General features: G+C 62.1%; 12 protein-coding genes. 7 read left to right on the top strand and 5 right to left on the bottom strand.

Going from position 1 to position 23,795, the window contains the following annotated elements; all coding sequences use genetic code 11:
* Positions 1-163: 163 nt before the first annotated feature.
* Both FOY56_RS10780 and FOY56_RS10775 read left to right on the top strand, forming a co-directional pair.
* The gene (locus FOY56_RS10780; protein ID WP_186766312.1) at positions 164-1,369 is read left to right on the top strand and encodes an ROK family transcriptional regulator; all 1,206 of its coding nucleotides are present in this window, start codon (positions 164-166) and stop codon (positions 1,367-1,369) included.
* Positions 1,359-2,879: an FG-GAP-like repeat-containing protein gene (locus FOY56_RS10775; protein WP_146346032.1), complete on the top strand. Its 1,521-nt coding sequence runs from the start codon at positions 1,359-1,361 to the stop codon at positions 2,877-2,879. The genes FOY56_RS10780 and FOY56_RS10775 overlap by 11 nt, the downstream gene beginning before the upstream one ends.
* Here FOY56_RS10775 and FOY56_RS10770 read toward each other — a convergent pair.
* The 4 genes from FOY56_RS10770 to xylB are packed head-to-tail and all read right to left on the bottom strand — an operon-like array spanning position 2,876 to position 7,895.
* Positions 2,876-4,192, bottom strand: a complete 1,317-nt coding sequence (locus FOY56_RS10770; RefSeq protein WP_186766311.1) for a cytochrome-c peroxidase — start codon at positions 4,190-4,192, stop codon at positions 2,876-2,878. The two genes, FOY56_RS10775 and FOY56_RS10770, sit on opposite strands and share 4 nt — an antisense overlap.
* Positions 4,189-5,133: an aldose epimerase family protein gene (locus FOY56_RS10765; protein WP_186766310.1), complete on the bottom strand. Its 945-nt coding sequence runs from the start codon at positions 5,131-5,133 to the stop codon at positions 4,189-4,191. The genes FOY56_RS10770 and FOY56_RS10765 overlap by 4 nt, the downstream gene beginning before the upstream one ends.
* Positions 5,134-5,142: 9 nt before the next feature.
* Positions 5,143-6,447: a xylose isomerase gene (gene xylA, locus FOY56_RS10760; RefSeq protein WP_146345844.1), complete on the bottom strand. Its 1,305-nt coding sequence runs from the start codon at positions 6,445-6,447 to the stop codon at positions 5,143-5,145.
* Positions 6,444-7,895, bottom strand: a complete 1,452-nt coding sequence (gene xylB / locus FOY56_RS10755) for a xylulokinase (RefSeq protein ID WP_146345843.1) — start codon at positions 7,893-7,895, stop codon at positions 6,444-6,446. Before xylB ends, xylA begins: the two co-directional genes overlap by 4 nt.
* Positions 7,896-8,045: 150 nt before the next feature.
* Here xylB and FOY56_RS10750 point away from each other — a divergent pair, with 150 nt between their 5' ends.
* Positions 8,046-9,011, top strand: a complete 966-nt coding sequence (locus FOY56_RS10750) for a glycosyltransferase family 2 protein (protein ID WP_146345842.1) — start codon at positions 8,046-8,048, stop codon at positions 9,009-9,011.
* A gap of 1 nt (position 9,012) precedes the next feature.
* Here FOY56_RS10750 and FOY56_RS10745 read toward each other — a convergent pair whose 3' ends face one another.
* The gene (locus FOY56_RS10745) at positions 9,013-9,771 is read right to left on the bottom strand and encodes a WecB/TagA/CpsF family glycosyltransferase (RefSeq protein ID WP_246139458.1); all 759 of its coding nucleotides are present in this window, start codon (positions 9,769-9,771) and stop codon (positions 9,013-9,015) included.
* A 211-nt stretch (positions 9,772-9,982) separates the two neighbouring features.
* Between FOY56_RS10745 and FOY56_RS10740 the strand changes: the two genes are divergently transcribed.
* The 4 genes from FOY56_RS10740 to FOY56_RS10725 all read left to right on the top strand — a co-directional run bounded on the left by FOY56_RS10740 (position 9,983) and on the right by FOY56_RS10725 (position 23,795).
* Positions 9,983-11,446, top strand: coding sequence for an O-antigen ligase family protein (locus FOY56_RS10740; RefSeq protein ID WP_146345841.1), 1,464 nt, complete (start codon positions 9,983-9,985; stop codon positions 11,444-11,446).
* Positions 11,447-11,717: 271 nt separating this feature from the next.
* Positions 11,718-18,167, top strand: a complete 6,450-nt coding sequence (locus FOY56_RS10735; protein WP_146345840.1) for a type I polyketide synthase — start codon at positions 11,718-11,720, stop codon at positions 18,165-18,167.
* A gap of 4 nt (positions 18,168-18,171) precedes the next feature.
* Complete coding sequence (locus FOY56_RS10730; RefSeq protein ID WP_146345839.1) at positions 18,172-19,191, top strand: glycosyltransferase family 2 protein; 1,020 nt, start codon at positions 18,172-18,174, stop codon at positions 19,189-19,191.
* Entirely contained in the window at positions 19,188-23,795 is a 4,608-nt protein-coding gene (locus FOY56_RS10725; RefSeq protein ID WP_146345838.1) for a MupA/Atu3671 family FMN-dependent luciferase-like monooxygenase, read from the top strand. The genes FOY56_RS10730 and FOY56_RS10725 overlap by 4 nt, the downstream gene beginning before the upstream one ends.

The raw sequence follows: 23,795 nt of genomic DNA, 5'->3' as shown, positions 1-23,795 counted from the left end.
GTGGCACGACCTGTAAGAGCATCGTGTTTGATTTTAATTTGTAAGTCAAATTAAATCGTATAAGCTGAACAGGCTCTTGATTGCGGGTTCGGTAACGGCCTTACCTGTCAGGACGTTTCCGGCGACCGGCTTTTGGCTGCTGTCCCGGTGAGGAGGAGGATAAATGGCTGTTCTGCAACGAGAACACGGGCGACGCGTCTTGCTGGAACAGATCCGGCAATCGGGGCGTGTGCCGCGGATCGAACTGGCCGACAAGACCGGGATCAGCCGGGCGACGGTCACCACGATCACCGCCGAGTTCCTGCAAAACGGGTTGATAGAAGAGGTCGCGCGCGAGGATTCAGACGGCGATGCCCGCCGCGGGCGTCCGCGAGTCGATCTGAAGATTCGCGGCGATGCCCGGCTGATCGCGGGGGTGAAAGTGTCGAGCCTGAAGCTGTCGCTGGTCTTGCTGGACTTCGAAGGCAGCCAGATTGCCACGTTGGAAACCGAACTGGACCAGACGCGGCAATCGCCGGACAAGCTGGCCGGTGACATTCGCGATGCGGTGGCGCAATTGGCCGAGGTTGCCGGGCATGCGCCTTCGGACGTGTCCGGCGTTGGTATCGGGATTGCCGGGATGGTGCAGGCCGGGGGCGGGTTTGTGCATTGGTCGCCGTCGCTGAACGAACGCAATGTGCAGTTCGGGGCGGTTTTGACCGACGTGTTGGGCGTGCCTGCATTTATCGACAACGATGCAAATCTGGTGGCCGTGGCCGAACATCGGTTCGGGTTGGGCAAGACCCACAACGATTTCATCGTGGTGACGATTGAAAGCGGCGTTGGCATGGGTCTGATGATCGGCGGAGAGCTGTACCGGGGCACGCGCGGCTGCGGGGCAGAATTCGGCCACACCAAGGTACATCTGGACGGGGCGCTTTGCCGCTGCGGGCAGCGCGGCTGTCTTGAGGCTTATGTCGCCGATTACGCCCTGCTGCGCGAAGCGTCGATTGTGGCGGCGACGAATGACGATGAAGACAGCAGCGCGCGGGTCAAATCACTACTGTCTGCCGCGAAACAGGGGGACCCTGCGGCGAAGACAATCGTGGATCGTGCCGGACGGATGTTCGCGATGGGGCTGGCCAATCTGGTCAACATCTTTGACCCCGAACTGATCATTCTGGCGGGCGAGCAGATGCAGTTTGACCACCTGTTTGCGGATGATGTGATCACCGCGATGCGCAAATCCATCGTCCAGATCGACAAGCCGCCCCCCGACGTTGTGATCCACAAATGGGGTGATCTGATGTGGGCGCAGGGCGCTGCGGCCTATGCGTTGGACAAGGTGTCGGAACTGGCGCTGGCCGGGTTGAGTGACCATGCGGCTTGAGGTGTGTCTGGCGCTGACGCTGGCCGGGGCGGCGGTGGCAGAGCCTCGGTTTGAACCGGTTCAGGCCCCCGCCCACAGCTATACCGGCGGATGGGAGCATTTTGTCGGCGGCGGATTGGCCGGGTTCGATTGCGATGCGGATGGCTTGCTGGACTTATACGCAGCGGGCGGCAGTGCGCCTGCGATGTTGATGCGCAACATGTCCACCGACCGGGTCGCGTTTCGGGCGGAGACGCCCAAGGCGCTGGCGGTGACGGGTGTCACCGGCGCGTATCCGTTGGATATCGACGGCGATGGGGTTCTGGATCTTGCCGTGCTGCGCGTTGGCGAGAACATGTTGATGAAAGGCGGCCCGGATTGCACATTTGCGCCCTTCACAGGGCTGGGCTTCACCTCGGGCGCGCGTTGGACCACCGCATTTTCTGCGATGTGGGAGGGTGGGCAGGCGCTGCCAACGCTGGCCTTTGGGAACTATGTCGACCGAACCGATGCCAAGGGGCCGTTTCGGGCTTGTGATGCCAACATGCTGTACCGTCCGCAAGGCGATGGGTATCGCCCGCCTGCCCCGCTGGTTCCCGGGTATTGCCCGCTGTCCATGCTGTTTTACGACTGGAACCGTTCGGGGCAAATGGCGCTGCGGGTCAGCAATGACCGGCACTATTATGTCGATACCGGGCAGGAGCAGTTGTGGGAAATGTCGCCGGTTCCGCGCCTGTACGGTGCAGCCGATGGCTGGCAGGATCACAAGCTGTGGGGCATGGGCATCGCTGCGCGCGATCTTGATCGGGATGGATCAACCGAGGTGTTTATGACCTCGATGGGTGATCAGCGGTTGCAGCGGCTGAGTGGCAGCGGCGGACCTGTGTTCGAAGATGTCCCGTTTGAGATGGGCACCACGGCGCACCGGCCCTATCTGGGCGGCGACGGGCGGCCATCGACCGGCTGGCACGTTGCCTTTGGCGATGTGCAGAATGACGGGCGGGACGATGTTTTCATCGCCAAGGGCAATGTCGAACAGATGCCTGATGCCGCGATGGACGATCCGAATAATCTGTTGATCCAGATGGCCGACGGGCGGTTTTCCGAAGCCGGGGACACAGCCGGACTTGCCAGCCTGCATCGCAGTCGCGGGGCGGTTCTGGCCGATTTCAACGGTGATGGCCTTCTGGACCTTGCGGTTGTGAACCGGCGAGCACCTTTGGAAATCTGGCAGAACGTAACGCCGGACGCGGGGCATTGGCTGTCTGTCAGCCTGTCGCAACCCGGGCCGAACACGCGGGCCGTTGGGGCGTGGATCGAAGTGGATGACGGCAAAACCGTTCAAACGCGCGAGATCACCGTGGGCGGCGGTCATGCCGGTGGCGTCGCGGGGCCTGAGCATTTTGGCCTTGGCCCGGTTGACACAGTGCGACTGCGGGTGATCTGGCCTGATGGCGTCATGTCAGACTGGGCCGACTTGCACGCCGATCAGTCGATTTCGAAAGATCGCGGCGCTGGGGGTCAGAACTAGCTGCCCTGCCCATCCACCGGCAGACCGCTTGGCACGGTGGCCGGGACGCCCAGCCTGCCTTTCAGGCTGATCTCATCGCTAAGCGCATGCAGAAAGGCGATCAGGTCGCTGACCTGCTGGTCGGTCATTGTGCGGGGAGCGAGCGTATTTGCAGCTTCGATCTGTGCGACCTCGCCGGGGTCAGAAAGCACCGCAAGGTCGTCGGCGCCGGGTAAATCGGGAAGGACCGCTGTTGTCAGGTCATACCCGTGCAGTCCGGCGACCGGGTTCAAATGGTGGCGGATAACGGATCCCAGATCCGGATAGCTGCCCGCATGCCCGTAAGGGGCGGTCAGGGCCACGTTTCGCAAAGATGGCGTGCGGAAGCGATAGGCATCTTCGGGATTGCCGGTCACCCGCAAGCGCCCGGTGTCGCGGCTGTGGCGTTCGAACCGCGCCGCTTTTCCGGGACCGATCTGCGGCATGGCGATGGCGTGAAAATCGTGGTCGGTCTGGAACAGGCCAGAGTGGCAGGTACTGCACCCGGCGTCGCCATAGAACTGCGCCATGCCGCGGGCTGCGGGGACGGAAAGAGCTGTGTTGTCTTTGAGGAAGCGGTCGAACGGGCTGTCATCGGCGCGCCATTCAAACGCGATGAAGGCGGCGATGACGTTGGCGATGTCGGTGAAGTGAACGGGTCGCTCGCCAATGACCTGATCGAAGGCGGTGCGATAGTCCGGGATCGCCTCGACCCGGTCCGACAGGATCGACCATGCCCCGCCCGGGCCGGTCAAAAGCCCCTGTCGCACGGCTTGCGCCACGTCGTTTTCCGAATAATGGCCCGCCATTTCATCCGGTGACAGAACCGGGAACATGGATTGTGCGGACAGGGCCGAGGCAAATCCGACTTCCATATCCGCGCCCAAAGGTGTGCGGATGCCGGAGGGGCGGGTCGCGTCCTGTTCCAACCGGCCATCGTGGAAGAACCGGGTGAATTCTGAGGCGCCGAGGTTGAACAGCGCGGGCGAATTGCGGGGAATGCGTTGTTCGGGGCGGTTTTCGGGATCGAATTTTCGGTTCGCTCCCAACCCATGTCCGCCATCGCCAAGGCCAAGGGACAGCCCATCGGAGGTGCCAAAATCGGGGTGGTGGCAGGTGGCGCAGGACACGGTTTTGTTGCCGCTGAGGATGCGGTCGTAGAACAGCAATTGGCCCAAGCGCACCTCGTCCATGTCCACGGCGGGGAAATGGGCCACGGGATCAGGCAGCGGGTCGGCAGCTGTGGTTGAGGCGGTGAAGGCCAACATGGCAGCCAAGAGGTGAGCGCGGATCATGATGCCCCCTTGGGCGCGATGCGCAGGCGCAGGGCCTGTCGATAGGGCTGATCCGGTGTGATCAGGGTCATCGGGAAGTCTGGTGTGTTGATGGCATTCGGGTATTGCTGCGCTTCAAGACAGATCCCGGCGAAGGGGCCATGCGTTTGCCCGGCAAGCGCGGGCGCAGTCGCCTGCAAGGCGTGTGCCGTATAAAGTTGCAGACAGGGCTGGTCGCTCCAAAGCGTCATCGACAGGCCGTTCGGGGCATGCAGGCGGGCCGCCGGAGCGGGGCCGGTCAGCACATAGTTCAGATCGCGGGGCGTTGTGCCGACGGGCCGGGGTTGGCGAAAATCGGCATCGGTGCCGGTGACCTCTGTCGTGGCGCCGGTCGGGATCAGGTGGGTGTCGGTGGGTGTCGTGCGGTCGGCGGCAATGGACAGCATATGGGCAGAGACCGGACCGCTGCCCATCAGGTTGTAATAGGCGTGTTGGGCCAGATTGACCGGCGACGGGCGGTCCGATCTGGCGCGGATGTCATAGGTCAGGTCAAACCCCGACAATGTGATCGTGACCGAGACATCCAGACGACCGGGATAGCCCTGATCCATGTGGGGCGATGTCAGCGTCAGCCGAACCGCCGTGTCACCATCGGGCTCCATATCCCAGATCCGGGTATGGACCCCTTCGGGGCCGCCATGCAGGTGGTTGGGCGGTTCGTTGGCCGGAAGGCGGAAGGTTTCGCCGTTCAGATCAAACTGCGCGCCCGAGATCCGGTTGGCAACGCGCCCGACAATCGCGCCGAGGTACCCTTGGGAGCCGACATAATCCTGCGGATCAGCAAAGCCGAGAACGACCGGCACGCGCCGGTCGCCCATGGGCACGCGCCAGTCTTGCAGGGTGCAGCCAATGTTCAGGATGGCAACGGACACGTCGCCATCGCTGAGAACATGGCGCGTCACGGACATGGCCTAGACGAACCGGTTGACGTAGTTTTCCAGCATTTCCTGACGGCCCGAACGCGGTTCTGGTGCAACGTTTCCGCTGAGGACGCTGGCAAAGATCGTGTCGAGATCGCTGTCGAGCATGGTTTTGGCGTCGGCTGTGTCCCATCCGGCGTAGCGGTCGCTCAGCGCGGTTTCAAGGCCACCATCCTCCAGCATCGCGGCGGCGGCCTTCAGCCCGCGCGCGCAGATGTCCATCCCGCCGACATGGGCGGCGATCAGATCTTCGGCGTCCAGCGATTGGCGGCGCAGTTTGGCGTCGAAATTGGTGCCCCCTGTGGCGAACCCACCTGACTTCAGGATGTGGTAATAGGCCAGCGCGACCTCGGGGACGTTGTTGGGGAACTGGTCGGTGTCCCAGCCGGATTGATAGTCATTCCGGTTCATGTCGATCGATCCCAGCATGCCTTCGGCGGTGGCGGTGGCGATTTCATGTTCAAAAGAATGCCCGGCAAGAATGGCATGGCCCTGTTCGAGGTTCAGTTTGACCTCGTCCTCAAGCCCGTACTTGCGCAGGAAGCCGATGCAGGTGGCGGCGTCATAGTCATACTGGTGCTTTGACGGCTCTTGCGGTTTGGGTTCGACCAGAATCGCGCCCTTGAAGCCGATCTTGTGCTTGTATTCGACCACCATGTTCAGGAAGCGGCCCATATGGTCAAGCTCGCGCCCCAAGTCGGTGTTGAGCAGGGTTTCATAGCCTTCGCGCCCGCCCCAGAGCACATAGTTTTCGCCGCCCAGTTTGTGGGTCGCGTCCATGCAGGTTTTCACGGTCGCGGCGGAATAGGCAAACACATCCGGGTCGGGGTTGGTTGACGCGCCGGACATCCAGCGGCGGTGGCTGAACATATTGGCGGTGCCCCACAACAGTCTGATCTTGCGGGTGGCCATTTTCTCTTGGAAATAGGCAATGATCTCTTCGAAATTGCGCAGCGAGGTTGCGAAATCCGGGCCTTCGGGGCGAATATCGGCGTCGTGCCAGCAGAAATACGGCTGGCCAAGGATGTCGAACATGTCGAAGGCGGCATCGGCCTTGACCCTGGCGCGGCCCATGTCGTCTTGCGGGTGCCAGGGACGTTCGAAGGTTTGTCCGCCGAAGGGGTCTCCGCCCTCCCACGCGAAGCTGTGCCAATAGGCGACGGCGAAGCGCAGGTGGTCTTCCATCCGTTTGCCCATGACGATTTCGTCCGGGTCATAGTGGTGGAAGGCCATGGGGTTTGTGCTGTCGGGACCTTCGAATTTGATCGGGGCGATATCTTTGAAAAAGGATGTCATGGCATGGCTTTCAAAACAGGATATGAGGCGGCGAAATCTGCGTGGGCCGCCGTAAAGGCATCACGCAGGTCAGCGCGCGGATGGATGGTTTCGGCGATGGGCGGCCGGGTCATGATCTGGGTCGGGCTGGTTCCGGTGACCCCGGACATCGCCAGTCGGGCCGCGCCCAGCGCTGCGCCGAAATCGCCCTGTTCGGGCAGGTCCAGCGGCAGGTCGAGCGTTGTGGCGAGCAAATCGACCCAATAGCGCGAGCGCGCTCCACCGCCGATGGCCAGCAGGGTTTCAAGCTGCGCGCCGGTCGATTTCAGCGCATCCAGATTGTCGCGCAGGGCAAAGCTGACGCCTTCCAGCACCGCGCGGGTCAGATCGGCGCGGCTGGTGGCGATATCGAGGTTCAGGAAGGTTCCGCGCACGGCGCTGTCGTTATGCGGCGTGCGTTCACCCGAGAGGTACGGCAAGAAGCGGACCGGGCCGGGGGGTTGAAGCGTGTCGCCCAGTTCTGCGGTCAGTTCGGCGGGTGTCGCGCCGGTCATCCGGGACAGCCAGTTCAGGCAGTCGGTCGCGGCCAATATCACGCCCATCTGGTACCAGGTGTCGGGAACAGCGTGGCAAAACGTGTGCACGGCGCTGTCAGGTTTCGGCGCAAACCCGTCGCGGGCGGCAAGAAGCACGCCGGATGTGCCGAGTGAGACAAACCCGTCGCCTTCGCGCAAGGCCCCTGCCCCGCAGGCCGCGGCAGCGTTGTCTGCGCCTCCGGCGACAACAGCGATGCCTTTGGGAAGGCCGAGATCGATGGCCAAAGGATCGCGCAGGGTGCCGATTACGGCGTTGCCTTCGACCAGATCCGGCATCTGGCTGGGTGCCATTCCGCTGCGGGTCAGCAGGTCATCGGACCATTTGCGCCCCCCCACATCCAGCCAGGACGTTCCGGCGGCATCCGACATTTCGGTGACGCGCCGTCCGGTCAACCACAGGGCAAGATAGTCCTTGGGCAGCATGACGGTGGCGACACGGGCGAACAGATCGGGTTCATGGTCGGCCATCCAGACCAGTTTCGGGGCGGTGAAGCCGGGAAACACGATATTGCCCGAGATGTCGCGGAATGCCGGATCAGCGTCCAGTCGCGCGGCCTGGGCGTGGCTGCGGGTGTCGTTCCACATGATGCAGGGGCGCAGGGGCGTGTCGGAGTGGTCCAGAATGGTCGCGCCGTGCATGTGGCCGGACAGGCCGATGCCGCGCACCTTGGCCACCTGATCGGGGGCTTTTGCAACCAGAGCCGTAAGCGCATCGGTGGCGGCGGTGATCCAGTCGGCGGGCTCCTGTTCGCTCCACCCCGCATGGGGATGCGCCATCGGTACAGCGGCTTCGGTGCTGTGTGACGGCTGCCCGTCCTCAGACACCAAAAGCGCGCGCACCCCGGATGTCCCGAGATCCAATCCGATGAACATGAGTTCCTCCCAAAAACCTGGGGCAAGTGTTTCCGCAATTAATTCAAGTGTCAAATTAAAAATGTTTCAGCCCGGTCAAACCGCGTCTGCCCTTGCGGGCGCTGCTTGTGCCGTTAGGGTTTTATCAGTCCCGAACCATCAGGATCTGCAATGCAAAACTTAGCCCCCCGGATCGACGCGGTCGTGATTGGCCGCAATGAAGGTGCGCGTTTGATCGCGTGTCTCCAGTCGTTGCAGGGGCGGGTTCAGCGTTTGATTTATGTCGATTCGGGGTCAACCGATGGCAGTGTCGATCAGGCCCGCGCCTTGGGGGCCGAGGTCGTCGCGTTGGACATGTCCCTGCCCTTTACCGCGGCGCGGGCGCGCAATGCCGGTTTGGCTTTGGCCCGCGCGGACCTTGTGCAGTTTGTCGATGGCGATTGCACGGTCGATCCCGGTTGGCTGGGCGCTGCGGAGCGGTTTCTAGGGGAACATCCGAACGCGGCCGTCGTCTGTGGACGCCGACGCGAGGCGCATCCCGAGGCGTCAATCTATAATGCGCTGTGCGACCGGGAATGGGACACGCCGGTTGGCGAGGCGCTGGCCTGTGGTGGCGATGCCCTGATGCGGCGCGCGGCGCTGGAGGCCGTGGGCGGGTATCGCGACAGCCTGATTGCGGGGGAAGAACCCGAATTGTGCGTGCGCTTGCGGCAAGCCGGATGGACGATCTGGCGGCTGGACGCCGAGATGACCCGGCATGACGCCAACATCACACGGGTCGGGCAATGGTGGAAACGCGCACGGCGCGCGGGGCATGCCTTTGCCGAAGGGGCGTTTTTGCATGGCGCGCCGCCGGAACGCCACTGGGTGCGCGAAACCCGTCGGGCTGTGTTTTGGGGGGCGGGATTGCCGGTGCTGATCGTGGTTCTGGTGCTGATCACGCCATGGGCATTGATGCTGAGCCTGATTTATCCTGCTCAGGTTGCGCGACTGGCCGTGCGGGACGGGGGCGGCAGATCCGGCTGGGTCTGGGCGTTTTTCACGGTGCTGGGCAAATTTCCCGAGGCGTTGGGCGTGGCCCAGTTTCATCTGGCCCGGCTGAGAGGCAAAAACGCGACGCTGGTCGAATACAAATAGCTCAGGAATTGGCGCGGCGCTGGCGCAGGGCGTTCAGCGTTTCGCGCGGCAGGATGGCAAAGCAACGCACATACCGGGGTACCATGCGGACCGGATCAAGCAGGGTTCGCCAGAACCATTCCAGCCCGACGCGGCGCATCCATAGCGGGGCACGGATCTGGTGGCCGCCCAAAAAATCAAGCCCTGCCCCGACCGAGGCAAAGCCGGTTTTCGGCGTGACCGCGCGCCCGCGCAAAGCCAGTTCTTCCTGTTTCGGGGCCCCCAGAGCGAGAAAACAGAACCCAATATCCTGGGCCTTGATCTGATTCAGAATATCAAGGGCTTCGGCCCCGTTGGGATCGAACTGACCCGAGGGCGATATCGTCAGAGCGATTTCGAGCCCCGGAACCCGTTCGGTCAGAATGCGCCTGGCATCGTCCAGCGCGACCTCGGTGCTGCCGACAAGGGCCAGTTTGACCTTTTCGTCGGCCGCAATCTGACACAACGGTTCTACCAGATCCGACCCCGGCATCACCTGAATCGGATGGCCGGACAGCCCGGAAAGGCGCCCCACGGGCCAGCCATCGGCGACCACCAGATCCTGCAGGGAATAGGCTTTGGCAAAGTCCGGCGATACCGACATCTTGGAGAGATGATCCAGGTTGATCGTGGCAAGCGCAAAGCCTTGGCCTGCGCGAAAACGGCGGCGGACCTCGTCCTCCAGCGCGGTGCGGGTGGGCATGTTGATCGTTACCTTGGTCTTGCCAAAAGTGAATTCCACGCCAATGCCTTTGTTGTTTCCGCTGTACAGCGGCCAAATGAATTGCCCAAAACTTGCCGTTTTGCGCCTTTCAATGCAAGCATGTGCGCATCAGATCCCAAAAATTACCCTGAACACGACACTGCTTGTCTGGCAGGGCGCGACAGTTGGCCAGCGCGGTGCTAGACTGTCTTCATCGCGGCACCTTAGCCGCCAAGAAACACGTTCGAGCATGCCTAATCTTTTCGCCTCATTCATGCTGCTGATCTGGCCGCTGATCTGTTTGCGGCTTTTGCGCAAGCTCCCGCTGGAGCGGGCGATCGTGTGGTGCCTGCTGGGTGGGTTTCTGATCCTGCCGCCCATCGCGGCCTTTGATCTGCCGCTTGTCCCGGCGATGGACAAGTTTTCGATTCCCAGCGTGGCGCTGATGGGGCTTTTGCTGTTTGTTCTGAAGGTTCCGATCACACTGTGGCCGCGCACCCTGATCACGCGGATTCTGCTGATCCTGTTTGTGCTGAGCGTGATCCCGACCGTTCTGACCAATCGTGACCCGATTGAATTCGAGGTTCTGGCGGGCAGTGATCCCGTCAAGTTTATTGTCGGCAGCCTGCCGGGCCTGAGCGTGCGGGACCTGTTTTCGGTCGTGGCCAGCCAGATCATCGTGCTGATCCCGTTTGTGCTGGGTCGGCAATACATGTCGACCGATACCGGGATGCGGGAAATCCTGCTGGGGCTGGTGATCGGGATGCTGATCTATTCGATCCCGGCCCTGATCGAGGTGAGGTTCAGCCCGCAGATCAACGTCTGGGTCTATGGGTTCTTCCAGCATTCGTTCGAACAGATGATGCGCAAAGGCGGGTTTCGCCCGCTGGTGTTCCTGCCCCACGCCCTGTGGCTGGCGTTTTTCATGTTGTCTGCGGTCATCGCGGCAGCGGCCCTGTCACGCATCGTTGGGCCGCCTTTGCGCAGGCGATATCAGGCGGCGGTGGTCTATCTTCTGATCGTGCTGTTTCTGTGCAAAAGCCTGGCGTCCTGGGTGTTTGCGCTGGTGCTGGCGCCGCTGGTTTTGCTTACCTCGGCCAAGATGCAGATCCGGGTGGCCATTCTGTGCGGGATCATCGCGGTGGGCTATCCGATCCTGCGCAATACAGGGGCGATCCCGCTGGATGACATTCTGGTGCAGGCTTATGCGTTCGATGAAGAACGCGGCGGATCGCTGGAGTATCGGTTCAACAACGAAGAGCAGCTGTTGGACCGGGCGGCGGAAAAGCCGTGGTTTGGCTGGGGCGGATGGGGACGCAACCTGATCCGCCATGGCGAAACCGGTGAGATCCTGACGATCCCGGATGGCCGCTGGATCATAGTCTTCGGCACGTTTGGCTGGGTCGGGTACGTTGCCGAGATGGGGTTGCTGGCCTTTCCGCTGATGCTGCTGGGGTTTCAGATGCGAACGTTGCGGTCAAATCAGCTGTCCCCTTATGTCGCGCCGATTTCGATCATATTGGCGGCAACGATGATGGATATGCTGCTGAATGCGACGCTGACCCCTTATACGTGGCTGTGTGCCGGGGCGGTTCTGGGATATTGCGAAAGGCTGCGATATCCTGAGTTCGAACGTCGAAAACCCCGCCTGTTCGGAGACGGGCCGGTGCTGGGTGGACGGGCCAAACCCCATACCACGCGCGATATGATGTGAGGATTGCGCCCTTGGGGTCGGTCCAATCAACATAGAGTTTCCGCCGATTGTCCTTAAAACGGCCACAACTTGGAACGATATGTAAACGTGCCGACAGATGGCGCCAAAAATTCCCCTTTTGGGTCAAACCCAGAATGTACAGATACAGGGTGTTTTCTGCTGAGGCACTGAAGAGAACGAAGCCAAATATTTCGGCCTGTCGTCATGTGTATTATAAGAGTTGTCAAAGTGACGGGCCTGATCGAACGAATGCAGACGCGTTTTGCGCGCTATGGGGACAGGTGATTTGAAACAGTACAGCGGCGACATTGCCATCGTTGGTATGTCTGTTTGCGTGCCGGGGGCGTCCTCGGCCGACGCGTTCTGGACAAATCTGCGTGATGGCGTTGAGTCGATTACCCGGCTTGACGACGAGACGCTGCTGGCCAATGGCGAGCGCCCCGAGACCCTTGCCGACAAGAATTATGTCCCCGCTGCCGCGCTGTTACAGGATTTCGATACGTTCGATGCAGACTTCTTTGGGTTCAGCCCGAAAGAAGCAGCGATCCTGGATCCTCAGCACCGCAAGTTTCTGGAAGTCGCCTGGGAGGCGATGGAAAATGCCGGGCATCCACCCGAGACAATCGATGGCCCGATTGGCGTCTATGCCGGGTGTGGCATGGGCAGCTATTTCTATTTCAACATCTGTTCGAACCCCGGGTTGGTTGACGATGTCGGCATGTTCCTGCTGCGCCATACCGGCAACGACAAGGATTTCCTGTCGACCCGTGTCAGCCATGTGTTTGACCTGAAAGGCCCGTCGATCAACCTGCAGACGGCCTGTTCGACGTCGCTGGTGGCGGTACATTATGCCGCCAAGGCGCTGCGTGACGGTGAATGCGCCATGGCGATTGCAGGCGGTGTGACCATCGAACTGCCGCAGGGGCGCGGATATCTGTACAAGGAAAACGAAATTCTCAGCCCGGACGGGCATTGCCACGCCTTTGATCACCGGGCGCAAGGCACGGTGTTCGGGTCGGGCGCGGGCGCGGTTGCCTTGCGCCGGTTGGAAGACGCGGTGGCGGATGGCGATCATATCTGGGCCGTGATCAAGGGCAGCGCGGTCAACAACGACGGTGCGGCCAAGGCCGGGTATCTGGCCCCGTCGGTGGATGGCCAGTCGGCAGCTGTCAGCATGGCGCTGGAGGCGGCAAAGGTATCGCCCGACACGATTGATTACGTCGAATGCCATGGCACAGGGACCTATCTGGGCGACCCGATCGAGGTCTCGGCACTGACCGAAGCGTATCGCAAATCGACCCGCGACACCGGGTTTTGCCGGATCGGATCGGTGAAGACCAATATCGGTCATCTGGACACGGCGGCTGGCGTCGCCGGGTTGGTGAAGACCACACTGGGCCTGAAGCACGGGCAAATCCCGCCGTCTTTGGGTTATGAAGCGCCAAACCCGGCAATTGATTTTGAGACCAGCCCGTTTCGGGTGAATGATACACTGTCGGAGTGGACCTCGCACAAAGGCCCGCGTCGCGCGGCGATCAATGCGCTGGGGGTTGGTGGCACCAATGCCCACGCGATTCTGGAGGAAGCGCCGGATCGGGGCGCTTCCGATGAAAGCGATTTTCCGTTTCAGATCTTGTGCCTGTCAGGCCGGACCCGCGCCGCGCTGGATGCCAACGCAAAGCAATTGGCCGCGCATTTGCGGGCGAACCCGGACTTGTCGCTGGCCGATGTCGCATACACGTTGAAAGAAGGGCGGCGCGGGTTTGAAAAGCGCCGCGTTTTGGTTGCTGAAACTGCCGCTGAGGCCATCGAAAAGCTTGAAACCGGCAATCCGCGCGAGGTTTTTACCCATGACCGGCTGGGCGATGCGCCAGACACCGTGTTCATGTTCCCCGGTGGGGGCGCGCAATACGCGGGCATGGCGCGTGATCTGTACGAGACCGAGCCGGTGTTTGCCGACTGGATGGATCGGGGGCTGGACCACCTGCAACCCAAGCTGGATTTCGATATCCGCGACGTCTGGCTGCCCGAGCCTGACGGGATCGAGGCGGCCAATGCCCGGCTGACGAAACCGTCGGTTCAGTTGCCGCTGATCATGATCGTTGAATACGCGCTGGCTCAGCTGTGGATCAGTTGGGGCGTGCGGCCAACGGCGCTGGTTGGCCATTCGATGGGCGAGAACACGGCCGCCTGTCTGGCCGGGGTGATGTCATTTGAAGATTGCATCGATCTTGTCCTGCTGCGCGGTCGCTTGTTTGATACGGTGCCAGCGGGGGGCATGATCAGCGTCTCGCTTAGCGAGGACGACTTGCGTGCGATGATCAGCGACGATCTGGATGTCGCCAGCGTGAACGCGCCGCGGCTGTGCGCCGTGTCGGGTCCCCAGGCGGCTCTGGACGCGTTTTCTGAGCGGCTGGACGCACAGGATATCGACCATCAGCGCGTGCAGATCGACATTGCCGCGCATTCGCGGATGCTGGATCCGATCCTGGACGATTTCCGCGCCTTCCTGCGTGGGATCACGTTGAACCCGCCTCAGATGCAGGTGATGTCGAACCGCACCGGAGAACCCCTGACGGCTGAGCAGGCGACCAGCCCGGACTATTGGGTCGAACAACTGCGCAATACGGTGCATTTCGACCAGTGCATCCGCAGCTTGTCAGCCAAAGGCGACCGGGTGTTTCTGGAAGTCGGCCCGGGCAAGGCGCTGAGTTCGCTGGCGCAGATGGCCGATACAGTTGATCCGGGTCAGGTGCTGAGTTCCTTGCGCCACTCCGATCAGGACATGCCGGATGACGCGTATTTCCTAAGCGTGATCGGGCGGCTGTGGGCGTGCGGCGTCACTGCCGACTGGCCGCAAATCTGGGGCGAGGCCACGCGGCACCGTCTGCCGTTGCCCACCTATGCGTTCCAGCGCAGCAAGTATTTTATTGAACCGGGCAAGCAGATCGCCGTGGCCTCGGACACTGCGCTGATGCGCACGGATGATCTGGCCAATTGGGGGTACCGCCCGGCGTGGCGTCCGCGTCTGGCCGACTGTGATCTGGATGTGGCGTCTGAGCTGGATACGCTTGCGCCGCAATCCTGGCTGATTTTTGAGGACGCATGCGGATATGGCGCGGCGGTGGCGGACCGGCTGGTTGAGGCGGGTCAATCGGTTGTCCGCGTCACCCCCGGAGATACCTTTGCGCAGCTGTCCGAAACCGCGTTCATCTTGCCAGCAGAACAAGGGCGGTTCGGGTATGACGCTTTGATCTCGGACCTGGCGGATCAGGGGCGTTTACCGGATCGAATCGGGCATTTCTGGCTGGTCACGCAGGACGAAACCCACCGTCCCGGCAGCAGTTTTTACGACCGCAACCTTGAGCGGGGCTTTTACAGCCTGATGTACCTGTCTCAGGCGTTGGCCGGGATCGAACACGCGGCACAGATGACCGTGATCACAACCGGTGCGGCGCAGGTGAAAGACGAACCACTGCCCTATCCCGAAAAGGCCCTGATCGCGGGGCCACTGGGGGTTATCGCGCATGAAATGCCGGGGATGACCTGCGCGTCGCTTGATATTGTCCTGCCAGACCGCGCCGAACCGGGGTTTTTTGCCAGTCTGCGCGGTGCGGGTGAGCCTGCCCCGGATCATGAGCTGATCAACGCCATTCTGGAAGATCTGTGTGCCGACCCCGGTGACGGGGTTGCCGCGTTGCGCGATGGCAAGCGGTACGGGCGCAGCTATAAGCCTGTGGCGCTTGACGCGCCGGACGATCAGGCCTGGAAACCGGGTGGCACCTATCTAATTACCGGTGGATTTGGCGGGATCGGCCTGACCGTGGCCGCCCAGTTGATGCGCGACAGTCAGGCCAATGTGATCTTGCTGGCCCGCGATCCATTGCCTGCACGATCAGAATGGGAAGCCTATCTGCGCACCCACAGCCCTGCCGACCGGGTTGCGCGGCGCCTGACCGCGCTGCAGGATCTTGAGGCAATTGGCACAGGCGCCGTGATGGCGATCGCCGCCGATGTCTGCAACATCGACCAGATGCGCAGCGCCGTGAGTGAGGCCGAAGAACGCTTCGGTGTGCTGACCGGGGTTCTCCACGCCGCCGGGCATATCAATGACGGCCCGATCCTGACCAAGACCGAAGCCGATGTGGCGCGCGTCTTTGCCCCCAAGATCACCGGCTTGCAGGTGCTGGATCAGATGTTCCCGGACGGGATGCTGGAACTGATGGTGCTGTTTTCGTCGTCCTCGACCGCGACGCGGCCTGCGGGACAGATCGATTATGTCGCCGCGAACGAATACCTGAACGCCTGGGCGCAAAGCCGTGCCGGGGCGGCGACCCGTGTCGTTGCCGTGGATTGGGGGGTCTGGGCCGATGTGGGCATGGCTGCGGATGCGATGGCCTTGCGCCGCAATGCGGGCCAGCCGACCGAGCGTGACCCCGTTGACCTACCGTTGCTGGACGAAACCGGGTTCGACGCGGCGGGCAACCGGATCTTTACCGCGACATACACTGCACAGGATCGCTGGGTTCTGGACCAGCACCGTACAGCGGCGGGCGATGCCCTGCTGCCCGGCACCGGGTTCATCGAACTGATATCAGAGGCGTTGCACGAGCACGGGATCGAAGAGCCCTTTGAAATCTCGGATCTCTATTTCTTCCGCCCGTTGCGGGTTGATGACTCTGCGCCCAAACGTGTGGTGCTGAGGCTGGAGCCTGCCCCCGGCGGGTATGGCGTGACCATTCACAGCAGCGCCGGGGCAGATGAGTCTGCCGGATACCTTCTGAATGCGCAGGCAACCGTTATTCTGGGACGTGCTGCACCCGAGGACGTGGATCTGGACGCCATCGCCGCGCGGTGTCCGCGCGTTGAAAAAGGCACTGTCGGCAGCCGATTGCGGTCTCCGCAAGAGACCCATTTGCGCTTTGGCCCGCGCTGGCATGTGCTAAGCAAAACTGCCTTTGGCGCGGGCGAAGGGCTGGCATCGCTGACCCTGCCCGCCGCGTTTCACAGCGATCTGAGCGACGGGTATCGTATGCATCCGGGTTTGCTGGACCTTGCCACCGGCTGGGCCATCGAATTGGCGGGCAGCTATGGCGGCAAGCACCTGTGGGTTCCGGTGTCATATGGCACGATCCGTATCCTGCGCCCGCTGCCGGCAGAATTGCGCAGCTGGATGCGGCTGTCTGGCGCGCAAGAGGCCGATGGGTTCACGTCGTTCGACATCACGCTGGCGACCCCGGACGGGACGGTTTGCGCCGAAATCCTGGGGTTCCGGATGCAGCGAACCGAAGCGCTTGATTTCTCGACCCCGGCAACACCGGATTCGGACGCCGCAGCCCTTGGGTTGGCGGCGGCGTCATCCGATGTGCCGTTGTCGCCCGACGAGCAGCGTTTGCACCACAACATCAGTCAGGGCATCCGCCCGGACGAAGGCCCCGAGGCCCTGCAACGCGCATTGGCGCTTGGGCTGCCGCAGGTTGTGGTCAGTTCGATAGATTTGCCCGGGCTGATCGAACAGGCGAACCGGGTGTCGGTTGCACAGACCGAAGACGGTCAGAGTTTTGATCGCCCGGATTTGGATACCGATTATGTCGCGCCGCGCAATGATGTGGAAAAGGCACTGGCCGGGCTGTTTGAATCGCTGTTGGGCGTCTCGCAAGTTGGCGTGGATGACAGCTTTTTCGATTTGGGCGGCCATTCCCTGATTGCCGTGCGCCTGTTTGCGCAGATCAAGCGGCTGTACGATGTCGAATTTCCGATCTCGGTTTTGTTCGAAGCGCCCTCGGTTGCGCGGGTGGCCGACATGATCACGACCCGCACCGGCATCACCGGCGAGACCCCGACAGACAACGGCGACGCGCCGCCATCCTTCACCCATCTGGTGGCGTTGCATAAGGGCGAAAGCGGTGGCGAAACGCCGTTCTTCCTGGTCGCCGGTATGTTCGGCAATGTGCTGAACCTGCGCCATCTGGCGTTGATGCTGGGCCGCGAACGTCCGGTTTACGGGCTGCAGGCGCGGGGCCTTATCGGGGATGACGAACCCCATCGCTGCATGGAAGAGGCGGCTGCCGATTACATCGCTGAACTGCGTCAGGTGCGGCCGCATGGCCCTTACCTTTTGGGTGGCTTTTCGGGGGGCGGGATCACCGCCTACGAAATGGCCCGCCAGTTGGAAGCCGAGGGCGAGAAAGTTGCGCTTCTTGCGCTGCTCGACACGCCGTTGCCGATGCGGCCCGCATTGGGGCGTCGGGACAAGGTGGCGATCAAACTACAGGAATTGCAGCGCAAAGGCATAGGGTATTTGTCCGAATGGGCGGGCAACCGACTCCGTTGGGAAATTGAGAAACGCCGCGCTTTGCCGCAAACTGTCAGCGCCGCGCCGGAGTTCAACAATCGCAAGATCGAAGACGCCTTTCGCGAGTCGCTGGGAGCCTATGATCTGCACCCGTGGGACGGGCCGGTCGTGCTGTTCCGTCCGCCTCTGGATCGGCATTGGAAGGTGTCGGGCGGCAAATGGGTCAGCAAGGAGCGTGAGTATGTGTTCGACGACAATGACTGGACGGGCTGGGCCCCGCACACGCAGGTCGTCGAAGTGCCGGGCGATCACGACAGTATGGTACTGGTGCCCAACGTGAGCGTTCTGGCCGAGGAAATGAAAGCGCATATCGACCGCGCCGAAGCTGAGGACCTCGCCTGGACCCCGCAAAGGGCGGCAGAGTAACCAGATGTCTGACCCTTCGATCCTGACGATCATCCTGAACTATCAGACGCCCGACATGACGCTGAAGTCGGCCGAAGCCGCGATGCGCGAAATGGCCGGGCTGCGCGGTGAAATCGTCATTGTCGATAACGGATCGGGCGACGGGTCTTTTGAACGGCTGACAGATCAGGCGAAGGCGCGCGGCTGGACCGGGTCGGGACGGTTGCGGGTGGTCGCGTCGTGCCGCAATGGCGGCTTTGGCGCTGGCATGAACTTTGGCATGCAGGCCGGGTTGTCGGATGGATCACGGGCCGATTTTGTCTATCTGCTGAATTCGGACGCGTGGCCAGAACCTGATGCGATCCGCATCCTGCGGGATTTCCTGATCGATCACCCCAAGGCGGGCATGGCCGGAAGTTATGTAAAGGGTGAAGACGGAGAGCCGCACCGCACCGCGTTTCGGTTTCCCTCGGCCGCCGGCGAATTCGAGATGAGCGCGCGGACCGGGGTGTTTTCGCGCCTGTTCGCCAAGTCTATCGTGCCGATCCCGATCCCGAAGGTCGATACCCGTATCGACTGGACCGCCGGGGCCAGCCTTATGTTGCGCAGCGACATGCTGGATCAGATCGGCGGGTTTGATGAGACGTTTTTCCTGTATTACGAAGAAACCGATCTGTGCCGGCGGGCTGCGCAGGCCGGGTGGGAAACGTGGTACATTCCAAGCAGCGAGGTGGTCCATGTCGGATCTGCCTCGACCGGGATGAAGGAATGGGGCCGTACGCCGCCCTATTGGCTGGATTCACGCCTGTATTATTTCTCAAAGAACCATGGCGCGATCTACGCCGGGCTTGCCACGGTATCGCGCCTGTCGGGCACGCTGATTTATGACCTGCGACGCCTTGTGCAGGGCAAGCCGCAAGCCGATGCCGATTACTTTTTGCGCGACCTGACGGCCCATGCGTGCCGCAACCTGTTCCGCCGTCCGGACATTGCGACGCAAGCCACGTCGATGAAAACCGCCCCTGTCACCGAGGACCGAAAATGACCCAATTTTCCTGCGTTGTTATTGGCAATGAATCGCTGCTGATCGGATGCTCCGAGGCGTTGCTGGACCGGGGGCATGTGATCCGGGCGGTGGTGTCGCGCGACAGCGATATTCGCAAATGGGCAGAGGCCAAGAACCTGCCGGTTCTGGACCGGGTTGGCGCGCTGGAGGACCGGTTTGCACAAGGGTCGTTTGACTGGTTGTTGTCCATCGCGAACCTTGCGGTGATCCCGGACGCGGTGTTGGCGATGCCGTCAAAGGGTGTGATCAATTTCCACGACGGGCCGCTGCCGCGCTATGCCGGTCTGAACACACCGGTCTGGGCGCTGATCAATGACGAAACCCGCTATGGCGTGACGTGGCACATGATCGAAGGCGGCATCGACGAAGGGGACATTCTGGCCCAGCGCATGTTCGATGTGGCCGGGGATGAAACCGCGTTTTCGTTGAATTCCAAGTGCTACGGCGCGGCGATGGATTGCTTTGGTGATGTGGTCGGCCAGCTGGAGGGCGACGGGCCGGAACGTCAGAAACAGGATCTGGGCCAGCGCAGTTATTTCGGGCGCGAAGACCGCCCCGCGGCTGCCGGTCGGATCGATTTCCGGCGCACGGCTGCCGAGATTTCGGCCTTGGTGCGCGCCTTGGATTTTGGGGATTACTGGAACCCCCTGACCCGCCCCAAGATCGATGTGGCAGGCCGGGTGCTGCTGGTGCGCCATGCGTCGCCGGATCCGACATCGTCGTCGGCTTTGCCCGGCACCATTGTTGCGGCAGAACGCGACGCTTTGGTCGTCGCCACCGGTGACGGTTGCGTCCGGTTGGGCGGGTTCAGCGATGTCAGCGGGCTGGGAACCGAAATCAGCGAATGGGTCACGTCGGGTGAAGTTCTGGCCTCGCCCACCGCCGAAGAGGCCGACGCGTTGAGCGCCGTGATCCGCGCAACGATCAACGGTGAAGCCCATTGGCGGCGGGCGTTGCAAAATGCACACCCCGTGGTTGTGCCCCTGGCCACAGGCGGCGGCGCGCCGGATTGGGAATCGGTTCGGCTGTCGGCCCCGGATGGGGTGACCGGAGAGACAGGAGCGCTTGCCGCGCTGGTCTGGGCGCTGCGCAGTGGTGGCGAAGAGATCGCAGATGTTGCGCTGACCGGCCCTGCTGCCGAAACGGCGGCGCAGCAGGCCGAAGGCTATGTGAACGGCTGGGTGCCGTTGCAGATCTGTACTGGCGATACGCTGGCCGAGCTGTCGCAGAAACTGGATGATACAACGGCGCGTTTGCAAACCACAGGGGCCTTTGCCTGCGATCTGATTGCCCGGGATCCTGCCATCACGTTGTCCGCCGTGCCGGGTATCGGTTTGGCCCTGGGCGGTGCTGGCCCAATCGCAGGAACCTGCGCAACCGTGGCCGTGCGCGACAGTCGTGTCACCTTGCACGTCGATCGTGCGCGGTTGGATGAAGACACCGTTGAACTGCTGGCGAAACGGCTGGAAACCGCGATGCAAACGGTCATCGCAGGCAGCGCGGCTACGATAGATCGGGTTAATGTCCTGCCAGCATCCGAGCGGCGCCAGATCCTGGTCGACTCGAATGCCACCGCGCGCGACTATGACCGGTCAGAGACGATCCATCATGCGTTCGAGACGCAGGTCGAACGGACCCCGGGTGCCATTGCCTTGGTGTTCGAAGACCAGAGTTTTACCTATGCCGAGCTGAACGCCCGCGCGAATGCCGTGGCGCAGCAGCTGAGCGATCTGGGCGTTGTGCCCGGTGCGCATGTGGGGCTGTTCGTGCATCGCTCGCCGGATTTGTTGATCGGGGCGCTGGCGATCCTGAAGGCAGGCGCGGCGTATGTGCCGCTTGATCCCGCCTATCCCACCGACCGTCTGGCACATTTTGTTGCCGACAGCCGCGCCAGCGTGATCCTGACGCAAGACGTGCTTGCCGCGCAGATGCCGCAGACCGACGGGCAGGTTCTGGTGCCGGTGGCTGCACGTCAGGACAACAACGTCGATGGCGGGGCCACGGCGGATGATCTGGCCTATCTGATCTATACGTCGGGCTCGACCGGGACGCCGAAGGGCGTGATGGTCGAACACCGAAACGTGGCGAACTTTTTTGCCGGCATGGATGACCGGATCGATCATGATGCGGGCGGTGTTTGGCTGGCGGTGACCAGCCTGAGCTTTGACATTTCGGTGCTGGAATTGTTCTGGACCATTGCGCGTGGCTTCAAGGTGGTGCTGACCAGCGAAGAAAATCGGGCGGTGATTTCGAACGGGCCGATTGCGGTCAGCGACCGGCACATCGATTTCAACCTGATGTACTGGGGAAATGACGACGGACAGGGCCCGAAGAAATACGAATTGCTGCTGGAAGGCGCGAAGTTTGCCGATGCGCATGGATTCAACGCGGTCTGGACCCCTGAACGGCATTTCCATGCGTTCGGCGGCCCCTATCCCAACCCGTCTGTGACCGGTGCCGCCGTGGCTGCCGTGACCGAGAACCTGAGCGTGCGGTCGGGCAGTTGCGTTGCCCCGCTTCATCACCCGGCGCGGATTGCCGAAGAATGGGCGGTGATCGACAATCTGACCAATGGCAAGGCGGCTTTGGGCATTGCGTCGGGCTGGCAACCGGACGATTTCATCCTGCGCCCCGAAAACACGCCGCCGCAGAACAAGCCTGCGATGTTTGAAACCATCGAAATCCTGCGCAAGCTGTGGCGCGGCGAGGAAGTTGCGTTTCCCAAGGCGGACGGATCGAAGCACAGCGTCATCACGCAACCGCGCCCGGTGTCACAAGAGCTTTCGGTCTGGGTTACAACGGCCGGCAACCCCGAGACTTGGCGCGAAGCGGGCAGTATCGGGGCCAATGTGCTGACCCACCTGCTGGGTCAGTCGATTGACGAGGTCGCGGAAAAAATCCGGATCTATCACGCCGCCCTGCGCGAGGCCGACCATGATCCGGCAAAGTTCACCGTCACGCTGATGCTGCACACCTATCTGGACGAGACCAAGGAAAAGGCCGCTGACATCGCGCGCGAGCCGATGAAGGATTACCTGCGCGCGGCGGCCGGGTTGATCAAGCAATATGCCTGGGCGTTCCCGGCGTTCAAGAAACCCAAGGGCGTGAGCAACGCCTTCGAGATGGATCTGGGCGTGCTGAGCGAGGACGAGCTTGAGGCGATCCTTGATTTTGCGTTTGAACGGTATTTTGAGGATTCCGGCCTGTTTGGGACCATTCGGGATGCGCTGGTGCGGGTCGAACAGTTGAAACGGATCGGCGTTGATGAAATCGCCTGCCTGATCGATTACGGCATCGCGCCGGATGTGGTTTTGGAGGGGCTGAAGCCGCTGGCACGGGTTCTGGAACAGGCCAATGCGCCCAGTACCCTGTCCGACAACGATCATTCGATGGCGGCGCAGATCATCCGCCACAACGTCACACATATGCAATGCACCCCGTCGATGGCGCGGATGATTGCGATGAATGACGAAGCGCGGATTGCCCTGGGGCATGTCCAACACCTGATGCTGGGCGGTGAGGCGCTGCCGGGCGAACTGGTCGAAGACCTGCGCGAATGCACTGGCGCCAAGATCCAGAACATGTACGGGCCGACCGAAACCACGATCTGGTCGACCACCGATGATGTCGCGCCCGGGGCGAAGGGCATCGTCAATGTCGGCACGCCCATCGCCAACACCTCGGTCTATGTGCTGGACGCGGCGGGGCAGCCTGCGCCCATCGGCGTGCCGGGAGAGTTGTTCATTGGTGGTGAGGGTGTGACACGGGGCTATTGGCAGCGGGCCGAACTGACCGATGACCGGTTCCTGCCCGATCCGTTTGCGGATGAGGCCGGGCTGACCGTTCCGATGGGCGCGCGGATGTACCGGACCGGCGATCTGGTGCGCTGGCGGGCCGATGGGCGGATCGATTTCCTGGGGCGCACCGACCATCAGGTCAAACTCCGCGGTCAGCGGATCGAACTGGGCGAGATCGAAACCGTAATGGCGGGTTTCCCCGGTGTGCAGGCCGCGGTTGTCATAGCGCGCGAGATTGGATCGGATACGCGGCTGGTGGGCTATATCACGACGAATGCGCCAGTGTCGGATACGGCATTGCGCGATCATCTGGTACAGCATTTGCCGGATGTGATGGTGCCCGCGCATGTGGTCACGCTGGATGCGTTTCCGCTGACGCCGAACAAGAAAATCGACCGCAAGGCCCTGCCCGAACCGATGCTGACCCGCGCCGCGTCTCCGATTGGGGACAGCGCCCCGGTCCAGGGCGACGGGGTCGAAGCACAGATTGCTGCGATCTGGTCGCGCATTCTGGGCGTCGATGGCATCCGCGCCGAGGATAATTTCTTTGCGCTTGGGGGGCATTCTTTGCTGGCCGTACAGGCGCATCGTGAAATCCGCGACAAACTGGGCCGCCCGGATCTGTCGATCACTGACATCTTCCGCTTTCCGACGTTGTCGGGGCTGGCGGGACATCTGGGATCGGACGCGGAGCCGGAAGCGCCGACCGTCGATGAACCGGCACGGGCTGATACCATGTCAAAACGCCGCGCGATGCGCGACCGGCGTCGCATGCGGACCAGTTAA

The organism is Falsiphaeobacter marinintestinus (genome assembly GCF_007923355.1).
Classification (GTDB): Bacteria; Pseudomonadota; Alphaproteobacteria; order Rhodobacterales; family Rhodobacteraceae; genus Phaeobacter_A; species Phaeobacter_A marinintestinus.
This window is presented reverse-complemented; position numbering and strand designations above follow the sequence as displayed.